This window comes from Nocardiopsis rhodophaea, from assembly GCF_039530945.1.
Lineage (GTDB): Bacteria > Actinomycetota > Actinomycetes > Streptosporangiales > Streptosporangiaceae > Nocardiopsis_C > Nocardiopsis_C rhodophaea.
Genome location: NZ_BAAAPC010000004.1, coordinates 142,842 through 163,250, shown reverse-complemented (window position 1 = coordinate 163,250; position 20,409 = coordinate 142,842). Strand labels below are relative to the sequence as shown.

Annotated in this window: 14 protein-coding genes and 1 other RNA gene; 6 read left to right on the top strand and 9 right to left on the bottom strand. The window is 72.8% G+C overall.

The features are described 5' to 3' along the window. Nucleotides 1-69: 69 nt before the first annotated feature. Nucleotides 70-1,062, bottom strand: coding sequence for a hypothetical protein (locus ABD259_RS05960; protein ID WP_344160699.1), 993 nt, complete (start codon nucleotides 1,060-1,062; stop codon nucleotides 70-72). 533 nt (nucleotides 1,063-1,595) lie between these two features. Here ABD259_RS05960 and sepH point away from each other — a divergent pair. Beyond that, complete coding sequence (gene sepH / locus ABD259_RS05955; RefSeq protein WP_344160696.1) at nucleotides 1,596-2,678, top strand: septation protein SepH; 1,083 nt, start codon at nucleotides 1,596-1,598, stop codon at nucleotides 2,676-2,678. Nucleotides 2,679-2,740: 62 nt separating this feature from the next. Here sepH and ABD259_RS05950 read toward each other — a convergent pair whose 3' ends face one another. Further along, nucleotides 2,741-4,537: a PH domain-containing protein gene (locus tag ABD259_RS05950; protein WP_344160693.1), complete on the bottom strand. Its 1,797-nt coding sequence runs from the start codon at nucleotides 4,535-4,537 to the stop codon at nucleotides 2,741-2,743. Next, nucleotides 4,534-5,052, bottom strand: coding sequence for a PH domain-containing protein (locus tag ABD259_RS05945; RefSeq protein ID WP_344099945.1), 519 nt, complete (start codon nucleotides 5,050-5,052; stop codon nucleotides 4,534-4,536). The genes ABD259_RS05950 and ABD259_RS05945 overlap by 4 nt, the downstream gene beginning before the upstream one ends. 263 nt (nucleotides 5,053-5,315) lie before the next feature. On the opposite strand from ABD259_RS05945, the gene ABD259_RS05940 reads away from it, so the two are divergent. Then, a complete protein-coding gene (locus ABD259_RS05940; protein WP_344099943.1) occupies nucleotides 5,316-6,296 on the top strand; it encodes an ATP-binding cassette domain-containing protein in 981 nt (326 codons plus the stop codon). A gap of 106 nt (nucleotides 6,297-6,402) precedes the next feature. Continuing rightward, nucleotides 6,403-7,227: an ABC transporter permease gene (locus ABD259_RS05935; protein WP_344099940.1), complete on the top strand. Its 825-nt coding sequence runs from the start codon at nucleotides 6,403-6,405 to the stop codon at nucleotides 7,225-7,227. 40 nt (nucleotides 7,228-7,267) lie between these two features. Here ABD259_RS05935 and ABD259_RS05930 read toward each other — a convergent pair whose 3' ends face one another. Next, nucleotides 7,268-10,543 carry an AfsR/SARP family transcriptional regulator gene (locus tag ABD259_RS05930; protein ID WP_344099938.1) on the bottom strand — a complete coding sequence of 1,092 codons (3,276 nt, stop codon included), beginning with the start codon at nucleotides 10,541-10,543 and terminating at the stop codon, nucleotides 7,268-7,270. A gap of 288 nt (nucleotides 10,544-10,831) precedes the next feature. Between ABD259_RS05930 and ABD259_RS05925 the strand changes: the two genes are divergently transcribed. The 3 genes from ABD259_RS05925 to ABD259_RS05915 all read left to right on the top strand — a co-directional run bounded on the left by ABD259_RS05925 (nucleotide 10,832) and on the right by ABD259_RS05915 (nucleotide 16,526). Continuing rightward, nucleotides 10,832-11,383, top strand: coding sequence for a YbhB/YbcL family Raf kinase inhibitor-like protein (locus tag ABD259_RS05925; protein ID WP_344160690.1), 552 nt, complete (start codon nucleotides 10,832-10,834; stop codon nucleotides 11,381-11,383). Between the two features lie 452 nt (nucleotides 11,384-11,835). After that, a complete protein-coding gene (locus ABD259_RS05920; protein WP_344160687.1) occupies nucleotides 11,836-13,902 on the top strand; it encodes a hypothetical protein in 2,067 nt (688 codons plus the stop codon). Between the two features lie 302 nt (nucleotides 13,903-14,204). Beyond that, nucleotides 14,205-16,526, top strand: a complete 2,322-nt coding sequence (locus ABD259_RS05915) for a SulP family inorganic anion transporter (protein WP_344160684.1) — start codon at nucleotides 14,205-14,207, stop codon at nucleotides 16,524-16,526. A 109-nt stretch (nucleotides 16,527-16,635) separates the two neighbouring features. On the opposite strand, the gene ABD259_RS05910 is transcribed toward ABD259_RS05915, so the two are convergent. The 5 genes from ABD259_RS05910 to ABD259_RS05890 all read right to left on the bottom strand — a co-directional run bounded on the left by ABD259_RS05910 (nucleotide 16,636) and on the right by ABD259_RS05890 (nucleotide 20,365). Further along, nucleotides 16,636-16,782 carry a hypothetical protein gene (locus tag ABD259_RS05910; protein WP_344099930.1) on the bottom strand — a complete coding sequence of 49 codons (147 nt, stop codon included), beginning with the start codon at nucleotides 16,780-16,782 and terminating at the stop codon, nucleotides 16,636-16,638. A gap of 234 nt (nucleotides 16,783-17,016) precedes the next feature. Then, an RNA gene (gene rnpB, locus ABD259_RS05905) (RNase P RNA component class A) lies at nucleotides 17,017-17,397 on the bottom strand. A gap of 80 nt (nucleotides 17,398-17,477) precedes the next feature. Further along, nucleotides 17,478-18,671, bottom strand: a complete 1,194-nt coding sequence (locus tag ABD259_RS05900; protein WP_344160681.1) for a bifunctional RNase H/acid phosphatase — start codon at nucleotides 18,669-18,671, stop codon at nucleotides 17,478-17,480. A 31-nt stretch (nucleotides 18,672-18,702) separates the two neighbouring features. Then, on the bottom strand, nucleotides 18,703-19,446 hold the full coding sequence (locus ABD259_RS05895) for a zinc ribbon domain-containing protein (protein WP_344160678.1): 744 nt from the start codon (nucleotides 19,444-19,446) through the stop codon (nucleotides 18,703-18,705). 100 nt (nucleotides 19,447-19,546) lie between these two features. Then, nucleotides 19,547-20,365, bottom strand: a complete 819-nt coding sequence (locus tag ABD259_RS05890) for a Nif3-like dinuclear metal center hexameric protein (RefSeq protein ID WP_344160887.1) — start codon at nucleotides 20,363-20,365, stop codon at nucleotides 19,547-19,549. Between the last annotated feature and the right edge of the window lie 44 nt (nucleotides 20,366-20,409).

Sequence of the window (20,409 nt, the reverse complement as noted above, 5' to 3'; positions counted from 1 at the left end):
GGCCCCGGGAGGCGCGGCACTACCCCTGGCCGGGGTAGTGCCGCGCCTTCAACGGAGACGTGGTCCGGCTCAGCCCGGGGAGGGGGCCGACTTCGGGGCCCGCTGGTCTGAGCCGGCTCCGCCGCCACCGCCGCCCGGCTGTTCGCCGCCGGAGCCTCCGTCGTCCTTCCCCGTGTCGCCACCGGTGTCGCCACCCGTGTCGCCGCCGGTGTCGCCGCCGTCGCCTTCGGTGGACCCGCCTTTGTCACTGTCGCTGCCCTGGTCGGCATCGCTGTCCGTGCCGCCGTTCGGGTCGGGCTTAGCGCTGGCGCTCGGCGCGGGGCTCTGGGGCTTGTGCTGCGTGGTCCCGTCGTCCTGGCGCCCGGTGTCGGGCGCCGTACCCGGGTCGTCGGGGGTGTCGGTGGTGGAGGCCTGGCTCTGGCCGCCCAAGATGCTGGGGCCCGACTGGACGTCGTTGCCCTGAATATTGTCGCTGAGGGTGCGGCCGGTCATCAGCTCAATCGCCAGGATCACCCCCATGACCAGGACGAACACGACGGCGGCGGGGATGACGACGGAGCGCCACCGCTGCCACCAGGTCCGCTCGTCCTCGGTGTCCCCAGGCGGCTCCTCCCCCAGGGAGGCGGGGGCGTCGACCACGGGCATCGCCCGGGTCGCCTCGGTGTCGGCCCCGCCGGACGCGGCCATCTCGGAGGTCGCGTCCGCCGCACCCGGCACGGGCATGGCCTGGGTGGCGTCCGCGCCGTCGTACACCGGCGCGCCACCGGCCACAGCGGTGGCGCCGTCAGGCGCACCCGCGCTGGTGCTGCGCTGCCTGCCAGCGGGGGCCAGCTGGGTGCGCTCGGCTAACTTCTTGGCCTTGTCTCCGCTCTGCTTGACGAAGTGCTGGATCACCGCGCCGCCGACCGTACTCATGACACTCATGACCGCGGCACCCCCGATGGTGCCCCAGACCCCCAGATACGAGGCCGCCGACGCGGCGCCGAGCGTAGCGATACCACCCCCGACGACCTGGGACATGCTCAGGTCGATCCGCTTCTTCTTCTCTTCGACCTCGCTCAACCCTCCCCCTTCCGGCGCCCCCTGACGCCCGTCGGGATTCCCGATAAGCCATGGCGGGTTTCGGCCCGGCCGCAACGCGTTCTCGCGGAGTCGACCGGCTCCACCCCATACATAACGGAACAACTTACGCGAAGATCACTAATGTTCTTATAAATGTCAGAGATTGGATCAATCACCCTGTGATCTCGATCGGCGTGTCGAGTTGCGCAGCCCCACTCCCGCGGTGACGCCCATCACGACCGGGGGGCGCGCTGGACGCGGTCGGCGTCGGCGTACCGGCGCCTGGTGTGCCCGGTCACGCACGGGCCCGACCGAAACCCGGCTCCCGCCCCTCGGCCACCGGACCACTCCCGTGCCAAGATGGCACGATGGGAGCACCACGACGCTCGCGGCGGCGGCACACACGCCCGGAGGGTCGCCCACAGTTCGGACATGCCGGGCGCGGTACTGGCCGAACAACCGGTTGCTGATGAGACTGAGAACATGGGGGATGGCCGAGGACCTACCCTCGACGGGACGCGAAAGGGAGGGCGATGCAGGAGCTTCGCCTCGTTGCCGTGAGTGAGGACGGCACCTACCTGGTACTGGCGAGCGCCGGCCGTGGAACCCGTTTCATGCTGCCCGTCGACGACCGTCTCCGCGCCGCCGTTCGCGGCCAGTTCTCCCGACTCGGCCAGTACGAGATCGAAGTGGAGAATCCGTTGCGCCCCAAGGAAATCCAGGCCCGGATACGCTCCGGTGAGACAGCGGAGGCGATCGCCGACCACGCGGGGATCCCCATCGAACGCGTGCGCTGGTTCGAAGGGCCCGTCCTCCAGGAACGCGAGTACATGGCGCAGCAGGCCCAGCGTGCCTCCGTGCGCCGCCCGGGAGAATCCGCCCCCGGTCCGGCCCTCGGCGACCTCGTGGCCGAGCGCGTCGGCGCCCACCAGCTGGAGACCGGCGACGCCGTCTGGGACTCCTGGAAGCGCGAGGACAACACCTGGCAGATCAAGCTGGCCTTCCTGCTGGCCGGTGAGGAGCGCGTCGCGCACTGGGTCTATGAACCGCGCCGCCGCTGCGTGGCGCCGGCCGATGAGGAGGCGCTGCGCTTCCTCGACCCCGATCCCGACGAACCGATCGACCTGGGTCCGGCGAGCGCGAACGTGACCCCGTTCGTGCCGCGCCGCCAAGAGGCGGCGCCGGAGCCCGTGGCGGAGCCCGCCGATGGCCCGCTCCCCTCCGCGCTGCCGGAGCGCCCCACCGCGTCCGGACGGATCCCGGTCACCGCCGACCACGTGCGCCCCGCCCCCGCCGCCGAGGAGAGCACGGCGGTCCACGTCGACCACGAGACCCCCCACGAGGCGCCGGAGCCGCCGACCCGCCCGGATCGCTCCGAGATCAGCCGCCCGACCCGGGCCCGTCCGACCATCGACCCCCTCGAAGCGCCGGCCGTCCAGCGTCCCGCCGCCGCGGAGCGCCCGGAGCCGCGCCGCCGGAAGGAGCCGCCGCTGCCCGCCGCGGCGGCCGGTGCGGCGACCGCCGGGTCCCAGCCTCCAAGACGCAAGAGCCGTGGCCGTCGCGCCTCGGTGCCGTCCTGGGACGAGATCATGTTCGGCTCCAAGAAGACGGACTGACCCCACCCGCCTGATCTTCGGTGCCCGGGGCGCGGCCCCGGGCACCGCGCACGCTCACTCGTTCACGCCGTGCCGGAGGGCCCGCCGCCCGGTGCCCCGCCGCCCCGCGCGGGCTCCGTGCCGCCCGCGGACGCGGTCGCCGCCCCCTCCCGCAGGAACGGCCGCACCATCTCGGGTGTCACGCCCGACGCAAAGAGCACCGATTCGTCGAACCCCGCGTCGAGGGCGGTGTAGGCGCCGTCCCCCGCCCCCACCGCGAGGTCGAGGTGGGCCAGGCCCGAGCGCCGCTGGAACAGGGTCTGCCGCCAGGTCCAGCCGATGATGGCCGCGCGCTCGACCACGGCCTGTTCCCGGCTGATGGACCCCGACCGCACGCTGACCAGCTCACCGTCGTAGCCGTGCCCGAGGGACCGGTAGCGGTCGACGGCTAGCGGGATGCCCGCCAGCGCCAGCACCGCGAACAGGCCCGCGGCCCACCACAGGTCCAGTGCCGCCGCGATCGCCGTGGCGAGGGCGAACGGCGCCACCGCGCGGAACATCCGCCGGCCGAGCGCCGCGCGTGGGTGCCCGATCAACGTGCCGCCAAACGGGCGCAGGGCGCGGCCGACGACCTCCAGTACGCGCGTGCGGTCGCCGATGGGCAGCAGCACCGCGCGCGTCGTGGTCTCGCCCAGGCCGGTCACGATCGCGCGCAGCTTCACCGCGTCGCGCAGGCGCTGCAGCGGGTTGTCGAGCAGCTCGTAACCGCGGATCCGGCGGTGCTCCAGGGTCACGCTCTGCCGGGTGAACAGCCCCCGCTCGGTCACCAGTGAGGAGTCGCGCCGGAACAGGGTGAAGCGCCAGTAGGTGACGGCGTAGGAGACCACGGCGGCCACCGGCATCATCAGCACCAGGACCAGCGCGACGGCTGTGGCCAGCGCGAGCACCATGGTCCAGCCGATGTCGCGCAGCCACAGGTAGGTCAGGTGCGCCGCGTCGCCGCCGTCCGTCCCCGGAGCGACGTCGATGGCCTGCCCGGCGAACCCCAGCAGCGCGGCGATGGCCACGAACGGCGTCAGCAGGTAGCCCAGGCTCAACACCGCGTAGAAGTACCACCGGGGCGGCATCACGAAGTAGACGGTCGACGGCGTTTGGGGGTGTGCGGCGGGCGCGCCCCCGGGGGGAGCGGCCGCGGGCCCTGCGTCGGCAGGGCCGCCCGGGGCGGTGTCGCCGCGGAGCACGGCGCGCCGGTGGAGCAGAACGGTGCGCAGGCGTTCGGCCTCGGCGACCGTCACGGCGTCGAGCTTGCCCTCCTCGCTCTCCCCGCCGCCAGAGGCCGCCTCGATCTTGACCACGGCGAGGCCGAGCATGCGGTGCAGGAGCTGGGAGGTGACGTCCACGCCGCGGATGCGCTCCAGCGGGATGGTGCGCCGGGACCGGCTGATCAGCCCCTTGCGGATCTCCAGCCGGTCGGTGCCCACCTGGTAGCGGAACGTCTTGTAGGTGACGACACCGGCGGCCAGTGTTCCGACGATCGCCACCAGCGTGCTGCCCAGCACCCAGGGGTTGAAGGTGCCAGCCACCAGCGCCACGATCAGCGGGACGGCGAGGTTCTTCAGGTAGCCCACAGGAGCGGTGAGCAGGGTCAGCGGACTGAGCCGCATCTCGGGCTCGGAGCCGCTCTCCCCGCCGGACCCGGGGTGCGGGGAGGACGCCGGAACGGCGTCCGGCCCCGCGGCGGGATCGGTGCCCGGGGCGCCGGACCCGGCGGGGGCGTGCTCGGCCTCATGTTCCCGGGCGGCGCTGGGGACCGGTGGCTCCGCGGTCGGCCGATCGACGGCGGCCTCCTCCTCGTGGCCGCGCTGGTCCTCGCCGCTCACGTCGCATCATCCCGAAGCTCGCCCGCGCGCACCGCCAGCTCCTCGGAGATGCGCCGTGCCTCGTCGGCGTCGAGGCCCTCGATGGTCGAGGACCCGGCGTGCGAGGCCGTTTGCACTTCCAGCGTGGCGACCCGGAACATCCGCTCCAGCCACCCCTGGGTGTGGTCGACGGTCTGGATCCGGCTCACCGGCACGAGCTGCCAGGCGCGGCTGATCCACCCGGTCCTGGTGTAGATCATGTCGGCGGTGATCTCCCAGCGGTGGACCTTGTACCGCCAGCGCGGGGCGATGGCGGTCTTGGCCGCGGCGTAGAGGGCGTAGAGGCCCGGCACCCACCAGGCGTACCCGGCGACCCATGCCGGGATCCAGTCCCAGCCGGCCGTGGTGATCCCCCAGGCCGCCGCGGCCAGTACGGCCACCATCACCAGCGCGCCGATGGCGATGGACAGGGTCCACATCGGAACGGCCCGAGGCGAGACGCGGTGCGCCGGAGGACGCAATGGAGAGATTGTCACAAGCCCGAGTCTACGGCGCCCGCGCCCTGATTCCCGATTCGGGAAACGGCGGTAAAGCCCCGGTATCGCGGGGAACCCGGACCAAGCATCCGGTGATACCGCAGAACGGTCGGTGCCGCGCGGCCGGCCCCGCGCCCGATCGTGTCGGATGGCGCCGCCGGAAAACCTCGTGACAGCCGACTGTCAGGTCCCATAGAACCGGTATCAGCATTTTGTCAGTAGCACTGGAGACACTGGGGCCCTACACGCCAATTGGAGGACGAATGACTGACGCCATCCGAACGGAAGGCCTGGTCAAGGAGTTCAAAGGGCAGATCGCCCTGGGCGGGGTCGACCTCGTGGCACGCACGGGAGCCGTGCTGGGTGTCCTCGGTCCCAACGGCTCCGGCAAGACGACCACCGTGCGTATCCTGTCGACGCTGCTGCGCCCCGACGGCGGGCGCGCCACCGTCGGCGGGTTCGACGTGGTCTCCCATCCGCACAAGGTCCGCAGCCTCATCGGCCTGACCGGCCAGTACGCGGCGGTGGACCAGGATCTCACCGGTACCCAGAACCTGGTGCTGATCGCCCGGCTGCTCGGCTACTCGCGCCCGCAGGCGCGCGCCCGCGCCGCCGAGCTGTTGGAGCGCTTCGCGTTGTCGGACGCCGGCGACCGCGCCGCCAAGACCTACTCGGGCGGTATGCGGCGCCGGCTCGACCTCGCGGCGAGCCTGGTGGGACGGCCCAGCCTGCTCTTCCTCGACGAGCCGACCACCGGTTTGGACCCGCACAGCCGCAATGAGCTGTGGGACGTGGTGCGCGGTCTCACGGACGACGGCGTCACGGTGCTGCTGACCACCCAGTACCTGGAGGAGGCCGACCAGCTGGCCGACGACATCGTCGTGCTCGACCACGGCCGGGTCATCAGCCGGGGGACCCCCGACGAGCTCAAGGCGCAGGCCGGCACGCAGGTGCTGCAGGTCCGGCCGGTCGACCACGGGCTGCTGCCGCGGGCCGCGCGGATCGTGGAGGCGGTGACGGGCTCGGAGGTCCGCTCCTCCGACTCCGCCGTCAGCGCCTCGGTCACCGACCCCGCCGCGCTGCCCGAGGTGGTGCGCCGCCTGGACGACGACGAGATCCAGGTGGCCGAGCTGACCCTGCGCAAGCCCAGCCTGGACGAGGTGTTCCTGGCGCTGACCGGCCACCCGGCCGACGACATCCCGGGCGGCTCCGCGGCCCCCGCCCCCGAGAGGACCGGAGCCTGATGCCACCCGTCGTCACCCCCATCCCCGCACTCGATCCGACCACCAGAGAGGAGGGAGGGGCGCCCCGCCCGCGGCCATCGGCCGCGGTCCACGCCCCGGTACCCCGATGAGCGCCGTGACCACCCAGGAGCGGTCGGCCCCGCCCGGACCGCGCGTGGCGGAGCGGATCACCCCCGTCTCCGCTCTCCACCACGGCGCGCTGCTGACCTGGCGCAGCCTGCTGAAGATCAAGCGCAACCCCGAAGAGGTCCTCGGCCTGACGTTCATGCCGATCATGTTCGTCGCGCTGTTCGTCTTCGTCTTCGGCGAGGCGATGATGGGCGACTGGCAGACCTACCGGGACTTCATTATTCCCGGCATCACCGCGCAGTCGGTCATCTTCGCGACCATCGGCACCGGTGTCTCGCTCAACACCGACATCGAGAAGGGCATCTTCGACCGGTTCCGGTCACTGCCGGTGGCGCGGTCGGCGCCGCTGACGGGGGCGGTCCTCGGCGACCTGGTCCGCTACGCGATCACCGTGCTGATCGTGCTGCTGGTCGGTGTGGCCATCGGGTACCGGCCCGGCGGCGGGTTCGTCGGCGTGCTGGGCGCCTTCGCCGTGGTCATGGTGTTCGCCTTCGCGCTGTGCTGGCTCTCCGCGTTCGTCGGGCTGCTGATGCGCACGCCCATGGCGGTGAACATCTTCGGCACGCTGTGGATGTTCCCGCTGACGTTCGCCAGCTCGACCTTTGTCGACCCGCAGCTGATGCCGGGCTGGATGGAGGCGTTCGCGAAAATCAATCCGGTCACCCACGTCACCGACGCGATGCGCGCGTTCCTGGAGGGCGGGGACGTGGCCGGGCCGCTGATGTGGACCGCCGTGTGGGCCGTCCTGCTCATCGCGGTGTTCTTTCCGCTGGCGACCCGCGCCTACCGGCGGCGCTCCTAGCGGGCCTCCTCAGGGGCCGGGCAGTCGGGCGGGGCGTTCCTCAGCGGGGCCCCGCCTCCTCAAGCCAGGCGCCGACGACCTCGAAAACCTTCTCGGGTGCCGTCGCGGCACCGGCGTCGTACGCCTGGGCGAACCCCGCGTCGCCCAGGCGTCGGCGTATCCGCTGCCGGATCCGCCCGACGGCGGGGTCGGCCACGTTGGGCAGTCCCCGGATAGCTTCCGCGTAGCCGAGGAAGGTGCCGGCGCGCTCGGGCTCCCGTTCGGCCACCAGCCCGGCGAGGCACTCCAGTACCCCGCCGACCTGCGAGGAGATGCACTCCGGCGCGAGCGCCCGCCAGGACAGGCCGACCCGGCGCCACGCCTCGTCGACGTCGCCCAGGTCGGCGCAGGCCGAGGCGATCATGACGTGCCACATCGGCTCCACATGGGCGCGCACGATCGGCGCGAAGGCGTTGATGTCGTCGGTGAGGCCGAGCAGCAGCTCCCGGGAGCGGGCCGGGTTTCCCGCCGACCGCTCCACGTCGGCCTCGCTGAGCAGGAGCATCGTGCGGCTGTCCCGGGAGATCCCGGTGAGCTGGTGGGCCTCCGCCACCACGCGGCGGGCGTCGTCGACCCGCCCCATCCGCGCCCAGCTGGCGGCCTGCCGGGCCTTCAGGGCGCGGACCATGCCGGTCAGCTCCATCTCCTCGGCGAGGGTGACGGCCTCGTCGAGCAGCGCCACCTCCTCTTCCAGGTCGCCGAGGCGCACGAGTTCAGAGAGCATGACGACGCTCTGCGACGTCCCCCACCGGTCGCCGATGACGCGGAACTCCTCCAGGGCGGCGGTGAGTCGCTCCTGGGCCATCCGCGCCTGACCGGTCGACATCGCGACGACGCCGACGAAGGCCCGCGTGGTGGCGCGCAGCCACGGCTCCTGGCGCTCGGCCCGGGCGTCCAGCCGCCGCATGGTCCCCTCCAGGTCGTGGCCGAACATGGCCAGCACGATCGGAACGAACACCAGGCCCCGGTGGTCCTCGGCCCGCTCCCCCGCCCCCTCCAGGACCTCCGTGATCCGCAGCAGCAGCTGCTCGTCGGCGTTCCCGTGGTCGATCGAGACCATGAACAGGCACTCGGCGTAGGCGACCTCCCGGCCTTCGGGCGGCGTGTCGCCGGCCAGCCGCAGAATCTCGGCCGACCAGCGGCCCGGTTCGGCCCAGTCGTCCGCCATCTGCCAGTACCACTGGGCGGCGTGGCTGAGGTCCAGGGCGAGCTCGACGTCGCGCCGGTCGATGGCCCAGCGCAGTGCGGCGGTGAAGTTGTCGTGCTCGGCGCGCACCCGGGACAGCCAGGTCAGCTGCTCGGCGCCGCGCAGGTGCGGGTCGGCCTCGGACCACAGGCGCAGCATGTGCTCGGCGTGCGCGCGGCGGACGGGGTCCTCCTCCCCGCTCTCGGCGAGCCGCTGCGCCCCGTAAGCGCGCACGGTCTCCAGCTGCCGGTAGCGGGGATCGGCGCCGTCGTCGGAGGAGCCGTCGCAGACGACGAGGGACTTGTCGACGAGCGCGAACAGCACCGACCAGACGTCCCGGCCGCCGATCGTGTCGCCCGGGCCGTCGGAGCACACGCGTGCGACGGACTCCAGGGTCGCCCCGCCGGGGAAGACGGACAGGCGGTGCATGAGCGTGCGTTCCGGCTCGTCCAGCAGCTCCCAGCTCCAGTCGACGACCGCCTGGAGGGTCTGGTGGCGGGGCAGCGCGAACCGGCTGCCGCTGGTGAGCAGCCGGAAGCGGTCGGACAGCCGCACGGCCAGCTGGGCGACCGGCATGACGCGCACCCGGGCGGCGGCCAGCTCCAGTGCCAGCGGCATGCCGTCGAGTTCGCGGCAGATGCGCACGACGGGGTCCACGTTGCTGTCGTCGAGGGCGAACCCGGGGGTGACGGCGGCGGCCCGCTCGACGAACAGGCGCACCGAGGCGTAGTTCCCGGCGCTCGCGGCGGAGGTGTGCTCCGGCGGCAGGGCGAGTGAGGGCACCGGAAGAAGCCGTTCTCCGGCCAGCGCCAGGGGTTCCCGACTGGTGGTCAGGATGCGCAGACCGGGGCAAGCGGCCAGGAGCCGCTCGATGAGCCGGGCCGCGTCGACGATGACGTGCTCGCAGTTGTCCAGGATGACCAGCAGTCTCTGCTCGGCCAGAACCTCGATGATCCGCTCCACGGGGTCGTCGCTCCCGCCGGAGGCGGGCGCGGCGCTCAGCGTCCGCGACCACAGTTCACGCAGGCCGAGGGCGTTGAGGACAGCGTGGGTGAGGTTGGCGCCCTCGCTGACCGGGGCGAGCTCGACAAACCAGACGCCGTCGGCGGCCAGGTCGGCGTGCTCCTCGGCGAAGCGGGCTCCGGTCTCGATGGATAACCGGGTCTTGCCCGCCCCGCCGGGCCCGATGAGCGTGACCAGACGTTCGCGGCACAGCTGCCCGACCGCGTCGCGGACCTCCTCCTCCCGCGCGATGAAGCTGGTGAGGATGTGGGGCAGCCGGGTGATGGCCGGACGCGGCGCGGATACCTCCGCGGCGCGGTCGGCGGCGACCGGGCCTTCGGGCGCCTGCGGTTCCAGTTCGCCCCGCAGCAGTCGCACATGCAGCTCCCGCATGTGTTCGGAGGGGTCGATGCCCAACTCGTCGGCGAGCCCGCGCCGCAGCCGCTCGTAGGCGGCCAGCGCGTCGGCCTGGCGGCCGCACCCGGCGAGCGCGCGGATGAGGAGCTCCACCGGCTGCTCGCGCAGCGGTTCGCGGGCGACCAGCGCTTCGATCTCCGGCAGGGCCTCCGCGTAGGCGCCCAGGTCGAGGGAGATGGACAGACGCTCGGTGATCGCGGCGCGGCGCAGCCCCTCCATCCGGACGATGACGTCCTCGGCGCCGTCGGGGCCGCTGAGGTCGGCCAGGGCCGGACCGCGCCACAGGTCGAGCGCCTCGCCGAGGAGCCGCTGCGCGGTGCGCGGATCCCCCTCCGCGCGGGCGCGGCGGCCGCGCTCCACGAGCGTGTCGAACTCATGCAGGTCGATCCGGTCGGGCGGGACGTCCAGCCGGTACCCGGTGGCGTCGCCGTACAGGGGCGCCTCGTCGCCCAGGACCCGCCGCAGCCGGGAGACCAGCGCCTGCAGGGCGTTGCCCGCGCTGGCGGGCGCCTCGCCGCCCCAGATCCCGTCGATGAGCCGATCCGTGCCGACCGTGCGGCCGGGGCTGAGCAGGAGCAGCACCAGAAGGCGACGCAGCCGCGCCCCGCCGATGGTGATGGTTTCGCCCGCGTCGTCGCGGACCGTCGCTGGGCCCAGAATCGAGAACCGCACGGTCCCATGATCCCTGATGATCGGGGGCGGCTGACGTCCGCCAAACGTCCGCCCGGCGCGAACGGACACGGATGCGCCGGTCACGGACATCTGCCGCATACATATGTACAGTCCGCGAATGAGCGGCCCGTGTTCGCACCGACCGCAGTAAGGTTCGCAGAGGAACTCGCCGTGCCGGAGGCCCACCGCCCAACGGTCGAGTCCCGTCGGAACCACCGACCATCCCCGTCGCCGATCACCCATCGCTGGAGCCCCATGTACACGGCCGCACCTCACCGCTCACAACGCATGTCCCCGGCTCGCGCGCGCACGGCGCGGCTGTCCGCCGCGGCGGGCGGGGCGGTCGTGCTGCTGACGGCGGCCGGGTGCGGCGGGCTCATCCCCGGGACCAATGGCGAGGTCAGCTCCGACATCAACGTGAGCAGCACGATGATCAAGGAAGGCGAACCGCTGCCCGACACCTACACCTGCGACGGCGAGGGGGTGTCGCCGCCTCTGCAGTGGTCGGGCCTGCCGGAGAACGTAAAGTCCCTGGCGGTGGTGGTCGACGACCCGGGGAACGCGACCGTGCACTGGGTGCTCTACGGGCTGGACCCGCAGCTCGCGGAGATCCGGCAGAACAGTGTTCCGCAACCGGGGCGCACGGGCCGCAACAGCGAGGGCACGGCGGAGTACGCGCCCCCCTGCCCCCGAGAGTCCCACGGCCACGACGTCCGCTTCACCGTGTACGCGCTCGACGGGGAGATCGGCCTGAGCGACGACGCGCCGCTCCAGGACTCGCTTGAGGCCATCGCGCAACGCACGATCGCGCGGGGTACGCTTACGGCTACCGGCGAGTAGTGGAATGCGGAACCATCGCATCGCCCCCCGAAATTGGTACATTGTCCGCATTTCGTTCCCGACTTCTCCGGAATCACGGGAGTCGTCACCGGTCGCCCACTGCACTGACAGCGCAACTATGCATAAAGTGGGGCCGTGCCCCCCGTCGATTCTGTAATGACCGATTCCATGCAGCATGCCGTAGCGCGCCGCCCCGCCCCTTCCCCGGCGGGCACCGACGACGGGCCGCCCGTCCCCAGCGGCCCGGCACACCGCTGCGGCCACCACGGGATCCGCACCCCCGCACCGGCGGATCCACGTGACCGACGCCGCGGGCGACGCGCATCGGATCCGGAGATACCCCACCGTCAGTGGCCCGTCTCGGGCGGCTCCCCCCGCTTCGGCCACGTCACCCCCGCCGGTGGCACCTCTGTCCTCGTAACGGCCACGGGCCCAAGGGTGGTGCTTTCACCATGACCGTCGCGATCCTTTCGATCATCGCGATCATCGTCGTTCTCATCGTGCTCGTGCTGATCCTCCTCGGTATGCGGGCGCTCAGCGTCGGCAGCGCCCGCGACGAGTACGACGACGGCTATGACGACGCCTATGCCGATGACGGCGACCCGGAGGACGACCGCCACGGCGCGGACGCACCCGCGCCGCGCGCTCGCGGTCGCCGCCCCCGCGCCGAGAAGGACGCCGCCGCCCGGCCGTCGCGCCGTTCCCGGTCACGCCGGGGCCGCGACGACGACTGGGCGGACGACTCCGGCGACCTGTCCGACAACGACTTCTGGTCCAGCCTCGCCGACGACGCCCCGGATGACGAGCCGCCCGAGCGCCCGGAACGCAGCGGGCGGCGCGACACCCGCCACGAATCCACGCAGGCGATGGAAGCCGTCGTGGACGACGATGAGGACGACGAGGCCGCGTCGACCCCGCGGGCGCGCGGTCGGCGGCCCCGCTCCGGCCGCGACGCCGGTTCCGCGCCGTCCGCGTCCGGCCCCTCCTCCAAGGACACCGGCGACTTCGCCAACCGCGACATCGCGGTCCTGGCCAGCCTCGGCCAGGACGCCTCACCAGCGGCCCCCTCAGGTTCCGCCGAGACTTCCGCGGCCTCGGCCGCCCAGCGACGCCCGCCCGCGGTGGACGACGACCCGCTGAGCGGCCCCCTGCCGCGCAGCCGCGACACCGGCCCCACTCCGGCCGCACCCTCGCCCTCCTCCGGGCCGCTGACGCCGGGGCACCCCTGGTCCCCCACGGCGGCACCCGACCGCGGGGAGTCCGACCGGGGCGCCGCGTGGGATTCCGGCTCCTTCTCCCGCGACCCCCTCGGCGCGCCCAGCGCGTCCAGCGGTCCCGCCTCCTACGGCACCGGGGCGTATACGCGGGGGGCGCCCTCCATGCCCGGCTCGTCCTACGACACCGGCTCCCACGCCCGCGGATCGGGCTACAGCGGCTCCTCCCTGGACCCCGGAACCCCCACTCCGCGGAGCGGAGGGTGGGACAGCGGGTCCTCCTCGTCGTCCGACACGGGCGCGCACACGCGCGGCGCGTCGTACGAGACCGGGCCCCACGACCGCTCCCGCTACGGAACGGGGGCACAGCCGTCCTCGTCGTTCGACACCGGCGCGCACTCCCGGGGGACGTCCTTCACCCCGGGTTCGGCCTACGACCCCACCGCGCACAGCACCGGATCGTCCTACGACACCGGCCCCCACGGCCGCTCCGCCTACAGCGGTTCCTCCTACGACGGTGCAACCCCCGCGGGCGGCGTGCCGGGCGGCGACCCGCTGACCGACCCGCTCGCGCCGACGGCGCGCCCGGGTGCCGAGCCCCCCTCCCCCATCTGGTCAAGCATGGACACCGGCACGCACGCGCGCCCGTCCCCACCCCCCGCGCAGCCGCCGGCCCCACCGTCCTTCCCCCCGGCCCAAGGCCCCCTGCCGGGCGAGACGCCGCCGTCCTACAGCACGGGAGCGTTCAACCGGTCCGCCTACGACACCGGCCCCTACACCCGCCCCGGCGGGGATGTTCCGCCGCCCCCTCCGGCCCAGGACCCCTCCGGTCCCGGGGCCTACCCGCCGCCCGCGGGCTACACCTACGGCTACGACAACGGGACCCCGGCCACGCCGTGGGATCCGAACGGCTGGGGCGGGGCCACCGGCGGGCAGCCGTCGCTGGCGCCGCAGACGGGGTTCGAGCCGCCGACGCCGCACGACACCGGGTCCTACAACCGCGGGTCCTACCCCCACACCGGGGCACACGACGGCATGCCCAGCGCGCCGGGCATGCCGGGCTACCCCGAGCCCCCGCAGGCCTACCCGGGCTACGCCGACGTGCTCGGCGACTACGGCCGGGGAGCGCCCGACCAGACCGGCGGCTACCCGGGCCCCGCCTACGAGTCCCCCAGCGGCGAGTGGCCGTCCTACCGCGACGTGTACCCCGATCGGCGCGAAGCCGCCGACGGCGGAGCGCCCACCTACGATCAGGGCGGTTACGGATACGGGTACGGCGGACCCGGCGACGATTGGTTCCGCTGAGTCCAGCGCGGTCGACACGCGAAGGGCGGGGTGCTGCCAGCACCCCGCCCTTCGCTGTTCCTCCCCGGTCTCGGCGCCGCCGGTGGTTCGCGCAAGAAAAATGGTGATCAATATCCCACGTCTCACGGCGCGCAGAGCCCTCCCAGGAACTACCTTTAGTTGTCGACAGCATTCGTTGAGTAACCGAATCGTCGGATCCGAGGAAAAGCGGGACTTTTCCGCGCACCCGGATCCGGTGTCGGGGCTCCTCCGACCAGCGGCTGTCCCAGAGCGCCATTTCGTTCACCCACTCGGGGGGAAGCATGCGTCACGACGCCCAGGGACCAGATCTCAACCCGAAGGAGAGGGCGGTCCGCCCGCTCTCCGGTGTCCGCTCCGTCCCGTTACCGAAGGCCCCGCTGTCTGACGCCACCGCCTCCGTCGTGGTGTTCCTCGTCGCCGTGCCCCTGTCACTCGGCATCGCCGTCGCCTCGGGGGCGCCCCTCGTGGCGGGCATCATCGCCGCGGTCGTGGGCGGCATCGTCGCCGGAGCCGTCGGCGGCTCGGCGGTGCAGGTGAGCGGCCCCGCCGCCGGACTCACGATCATCGTCGCCGACCTCGTTCTCACCTACGGCTGGCGGGTCACCTGCTTCATCACCCTGCTGGCCGGAGTGGTCCAGCTGGCGCTGGGCGCCTTCCGCATCGCCCGGGCGGCCTTGGCCATCTCCCCCGCGGTCATCCACGGGATGCTGGCCGGGGTGGGGCTGACCATCGCCCTCGCCCAGCTGCACGTGATCCTGGGCGGCGCACCGCAGAGCTCGGCCCTGGACAACATCGCCGAGCTGCCCGGTCAGATCGCCGACAACCACACCGCCGCCGTCGCCGTCGGCCTCATCACGATCGCCATCATGTTCCTGTGGGGGCGGCTGCCCAGTATCGGGGGCCTGCGCGTGAACCGCGTCCCCGCCGCGCTGGTGGCGGTGGTGGCCGCGACGGCCGCCGCGACCGCCGGCGGCTGGAACCTGGAGCGCGTCCATCTGCCCGACTCGCTGGCCGACGCCTGGTCCGGCCCCGCTCTGCCCGCACCCGACCAGATCCACGGGGTCGCGGTCGCCGTGGCGGCGGTCGCGATGGTGGCCAGCGTCGAGTCCCTGCTGTGCGCGATCGCGGTGGACGGCATGCACGATGGCCGCCGCGCCCGCCTCGACCGCGAACTCATCGGGCAGGGAGCCGCCAACACCGTCAGCGGCTCCCTCGGCGGACTTCCGGTGGCCGGGGTCATCGTACGCAGCACCGCCAACGTCCGCGCCGGAGCGCGCAGCCCGCTGTCGGCGGTCCTGCACGGCGTGTGGATCCTCGTCTTTGTCGCCCTGTTCGCCGACCTCGTGGAGCTGATCCCGATGGCGGCCCTGGCCGGGCTGCTGGTCTTCATCGGGATCCAGATGGTCAACCTCACCCACGTGCGCGACCTGCGCCGGCACCACGAGTCGAGCATCTACCTGGTGACGCTGGCCAGCGTCGTCCTCCTGGGCCTGCTGGAGGGCGTGCTCATCGGCTTCGGCCTCGCCATGGCGGTCTCCCTGCACCGCCTGACCCGGGTGACGGTCCTGACCGAGGAGCGCGATGACCGCCACCACGTGATCGTGCAGGGTTCCCTGACATTCCTGGGTGTCCCCCGCGTGACCCAGGTGCTGCGCAACGTCCCGCACGGCGCCCGGGTCGACCTGGACCTGCACGTCGACTTCATGGACCACGCCGCCTTCGAGTCGATCCACGCCTGGCGGCTCGACCACGAGCGCACCGGCGGCACCGTCGACATCGACGAGGTGCACGAGAACTGGTACGAGCGGCGGTCCATGCACGCTCCCCCATCCGGCAAGACGTCCCCGGACGGCCTGGCGCGCTGGTGGGCGCCGTGGGGGCTGCGCGGCTACGACCACAACGCCGACTCCGCCTCCGGGTTGCTGATGACCGGTGCGCGCGAGTACCACGCGAGTACGGCCGGGCGGATGCGCTCGCTGATGAGCCGCCTGGCGCACGCCCAGCATCCGCGGGCCCTGTTCATCGCCTGCGCCGACTCGCGGGTCGTGCCGAACCTCATCACCGCCAGTGGGCCGGGGGACCTCTTCACACTGCGGAACATCGGCAACCTGGTGCCGCCCAAGGGCAGCGGGGACGACTCGGTGGGGGCCGCGATCGAGTACGCGGTCACGGTACTGGAGGTGCCGTCCATCGTGGTGTGCGGGCACTCGCACTGCGGGGCGATGCAGGCGCTGCTGGACGGCGCGCACGAGGATCCCGGAGACGCGCGGCTGACCCAGCTGCAGCAGTGGCTGCGCGACGGGGCGGCCGAACTGCCCCGGGGCGACGGCGAGGCCCCGCAAGGGCCGTCACCCGCGGCGGTGCGCATGCTCTCCCAGTCCAACGTGGTGCGGCAGCTGGAGAACCTGCTGACCTATCCCGCGGTTCACCACCGGCTGCAGGAGGGGCGGTTGGAGCTGACGGGGCTGTACTACGACCTTGAGACGGCCCAGGTGCACGTGCTGGACGGGCAGCGCGGCGAGTTCGTCCCCGTTCCGCCGGACCGGATCCCCGGTCCGCGCACGGCTCCACGCGACAGCGCCGGGGAGCGCTCCCCCGCCTGACCAGGCGGCCGGACCCGCTTCCGCCCGACGTCACCACGGTGCCGGGCGGCCCAGAGACCCGGGCCGCCCGGCGCCGTGCCGTGGCCGTCACGACGTCGAGGCCCGGTGTTCACCCGTCGGTCGGTTCAGTCGGCTCGTCGTCCCGGCCGTCATCCCGCACTTCGGTGGTGTGGTAATAGGCGAACGAGACGATCGTGATGATCGCGACGATAGGGAGACCGAACATGATCATCCAGATCACGGGAGAGTCCAGCATGTACCGACACCTGATTCGCGAGCGAGCCGACCGAGACGCGGTTCCGACCCGCACGCCGGCTCGATGGGGGGCAGACGCTCCCCAATCTAGCGGTGATCCCGCCGCTCCCACGCCCCGACCGGTCCCCGGGGCGCCGGCGCGCCAGGGCCGGCGTGAGAGCGACGTTCCGCCGCTTCAACCCCGGGGGGCGAGCGCGGAACGCGATCCCGCGCGACGGGTGCGAAGAACCGCGAAGGAGAGAGCCGACCGATAAGCCGGATTCTGTCGGTCCCGGTGGGACCGGACGGCCATCCATCTGGGACTGCCGTTGCCGACAGCCTCGGTGCGGTCAACCCGCGGACTCGGGCGGGCCGCCCTCGAACATCCGCGCGGGGGAACGGGATCCCCCTTCTCGACCTTGCTCCGGGTGGGGTTTACCTAGCCGACCGGATCACTCCGGCCGCTGGTGGTCTCTTACACCACCGTTTCACCCTTACCACCGCACGCGGTGGCGGACTGTTCTCTGTGGCACTGTCCCGCGGGTCACCCCGGGTCGGCGTTACCGACCACCCTGCCCTGTGGAGTCCGGACTTTCCTCGACACCGCGAACGGTGCCGCGGCCGTCTGGTCGACTCTCCCCTGCACCCCCTATTCTACGGCGCTTTCGGGGGTCGTGCAGCCGTCCGCGGTCGCGTGCCAGCTCGCGGACGGCCCCCTCAGGCCAGGTGAGCGGTGTCGTTGAGCGAGCGGACCACCGCCGGGCCGTCGCTGTAGCAGTCGACCTCCGACAGGCACGCCACATCCAGGTGCATCCGGAACAGCGCTTCGGGCGGGGCGAGCAGCGCCTGCTGCAGGCACACCTTGATCGGCGTGACGTGGCTGACGACGAGCACCGTCTGTCCCGCGTAGTCGGCCAGGACCTTGTCGCGCGCCGCTCCGACGCGCTCGGCCACCGCGGCGAAGCTCTCCCCTCCCCGCGGCGGGACCGAGGGGTCGGCCAGCCACCGGGCGATCTCGTCCGGCCAGCGTTCGCGGACCTCGCCGAAGGTCATCCCCTCCCACGCCCCGAAGTCCGTCTCGGCGAACCCGGACCACGCCTCCACGGGCAGCGCCAGTTCCCGCGCGACGTGCTCGGCGGTGTCACGGGTGCGGCGCAGCGGAGAGCTGACAATGACGTCGACGTCGCCGCGCTCGGCGAGCCGACGGGCCGCCGCCCGGGCCTGCTCGTGGCCGGTCGGGGTCAGCTCGATGTCGCCGACACCCGCGAAGCGCCGCTCCACCGACATCGGTGTCTGGCCGTGCCGCAGCAGAATCAGGCGGGTGGGCGTGGTGTCGGGCGCGGCCCAGCCGGTGCGGCCGGACGCGGCCGTGCTCGGTCCGGAGCCGTGCCGGGGACCCGCCGCGCCGCCCGGGGGTGCGCCCGTTGCCGTGTCCCCGGAGGCGCCCCCGCTCGTCTCGGCGCCCGGTTCTCCGCCCGAACGGTCCGGCCCGCGGCGCACCGGCACACCGTCCATCGCCTCGTTGGCCAGCCGGTCGGCGTCAGCGTTCTCCGCGCGCGGCACCCAGGTGTAGACCACCTCGGCCAGGCCCGCGGCGATCTCGCGGGCCTGCTCTGCCAGCGGGCGGATATCAGGGTGCTTGACCTTCCAGCGCCCCGACATCTGCTCCACGACGAGCTTGGAGTCGAGCCGCGCCTCGACGCGTGCCCCGGGGTCGATCTCCGCCGCCGCGCGCAGACCGGCGATCAGGCCCCGGTACTCGGCGACGTTGTTGGTCGCCACACCGATCGGCTCGGCGATCTCGGCCAGCACCTCTCCGCCGAGGGGGTCGCGAACCAGCGCGCCGTACCCCGCGGGTCCCGGGTTGCCCCGGGAACCCCCATCGGCCTCCACCACCAGACGCCGTGTCATGCGCGGCTCCCCCGCTCCCCTGCGACGGCCGTCACAGGCCGGACTCGGTCGTGCGGATCAGGATGCGGCGGCAGTCCTCGCAGCGCTGCACCTCGTCAGCGGGAGCCTGGCGGATCTCGCCGAGTTCGGCGGTGCTCAGCGCCAGCTTGCAGCCCTCGCAGCGGCCGTAGCGCAGCATCGCGGCGCCCACACCGTCGTGCTGGTCGCGCAGCTTGGTGTAGAGGGCGAGCAGGTCCTCGGGGATCTCTCCGACGATCCGCCGACGGCGGTCGTTCGCCGAGGCGCGGTCCGCCTCGATGTCCACGACCGCCGCGGAGCGGCGCTCCTCCAGGGTCTCCAGCTCGGCCTCGGCCGCCTCGATCTCCTTCTGCAACCGCACGTGCTCGGCATCGGTCGCCTCGCGCCGCTCCATAACCTCCAGCACGACCTCCTCAAGCTCGGTCTGGCGGCGCTGCAGCGAGCCGATCTCCGACTGCAGCCGCTCCAGCTCCTTGGGCGAGGAGACCTGCCCGGCGTTGAGCCGCTGGGTGTCCCGCTCAGCGCGGGCACGCACCTGCTCGACGTCGGACTCGGCCTTGCGCTGCTCGCGGTCGAGGTCGGTCAGCTTGGTCGCGGCGACGGCCTTCTGGTCGCGGAGCTCGCGCACCCGAGCCTCCAGCCGCTGGATTTCGGCGGCCTCCGGGAGGGTGCGGAGGCGATGCGTCAGCTGGCCCAGGAGGCTGTCGATCTCCTGCAGGTCCAGCAGTCGCTTCTGTTCGGCGGGTTCTGCTTTCACGGGTGTACTCAGACTCCTTTTTGTGCGGCGGTGGTCCCCGACCGGTCGCGCCGGACGGGGTGAGGCGCTTCGACGGGCTGACCGGGCGGGGTACCGGGGCTCAGAACGTCTGGGACCAGGCGTCGGTGACGGTCGTCGATACGCGGGTCTCCACGTTAGCCCGTTCGCCGCCCAGCGTGCCGCGCAGCCGGGCTGCGCCATCGGCCAGCCACGGCCATTCGCTGGCGAAGTGCGCGGTGTCGATGAGGGCGGTGTCGTCGTGCTCGGCGAACTCGGAGGCGGGGTGGTGACGCAGGTCGGAGGTGAGGTAGACGTCGACCCCGGCGGCGCGGGCCGCGCCGAGGAGGGAGTCCCCGGCCCCGCCGGATACCGCCACCGTGCGGACCTGGCGGTCGAGGTCGCCGGAGACGCGGACGCCCGCGGCGGTCTCCGGGAGCCCGGCGGCGGCCTGCGCCGCGAACTCGCGCAGGGCCATCGGCCGGGGAAGGGCCCCGACGCGGCCGATGCCGCGCCGCCCTTCGGTGTCGGTGGGGTCAGGGTCGAGCGGGCGCAGGTCGCCGTCCAGACCGACCGCGGCGGCCAGGGCATCGGAGACGCCCGGGGCCGCGGTGTCGGCGTTGGTGTGGGCCGTGTACAGGGCGATGCCCGAGGAGATGAGGCGGTGGACGAGGCGCCCCTTGGGCGTGGTCGCGGCGACGCTGGTCACCCCGCGCAGCAGCAGCGGGTGGTGCGTGATGATCAGGTCGGCGCCCCACGCGGAGGCATCGTCGACGACGGCGGAGACGGGGTCGACCGCGAACAGGATCCGCCGCACGTGCTGCGCGGGGTCGCCGCACACCAGGCCGACGGCGTCCCACGAAGCGGCCCAGGCCGGGGGATAGATCTCCTCGAAGGCGCGGGTCACGTCGTGCAGGGTGATGGGTGCAGGCGTTGTGGTCACGAACCGCAGATTAGCGGTTCGCG

Excerpts from the sequence above, each read along its gene's own strand:
- sepH (WP_344160696.1), top strand. The coding sequence starts at position 1,596 with ATGCAGGAGCTTCGCCTCGTTGCCGTGAGTGAGGACGGCACCTACCTG.
- ABD259_RS05925 (WP_344160690.1), top strand. The coding sequence starts at position 10,832 with ATGTCCCCGGCTCGCGCGCGCACGGCGCGGCTGTCCGCCGCGGCGGGC.
- ABD259_RS05935 (WP_344099940.1), top strand. The coding sequence starts at position 6,403 with ATGAGCGCCGTGACCACCCAGGAGCGGTCGGCCCCGCCCGGACCGCGC.
- ABD259_RS05920 (WP_344160687.1), top strand. The coding sequence starts at position 11,836 with ATGACCGTCGCGATCCTTTCGATCATCGCGATCATCGTCGTTCTCATC.
- ABD259_RS05900 (WP_344160681.1), bottom strand. The coding sequence starts at position 18,671 with ATGACACGGCGTCTGGTGGTGGAGGCCGATGGGGGTTCCCGGGGCAAC.
- ABD259_RS05910 (WP_344099930.1), bottom strand. The coding sequence starts at position 16,782 with ATGCTGGACTCTCCCGTGATCTGGATGATCATGTTCGGTCTCCCTATC.
- ABD259_RS05940 (WP_344099943.1), top strand. The coding sequence starts at position 5,316 with ATGACTGACGCCATCCGAACGGAAGGCCTGGTCAAGGAGTTCAAAGGG.
- ABD259_RS05915 (WP_344160684.1), top strand. The coding sequence starts at position 14,205 with ATGCGTCACGACGCCCAGGGACCAGATCTCAACCCGAAGGAGAGGGCG.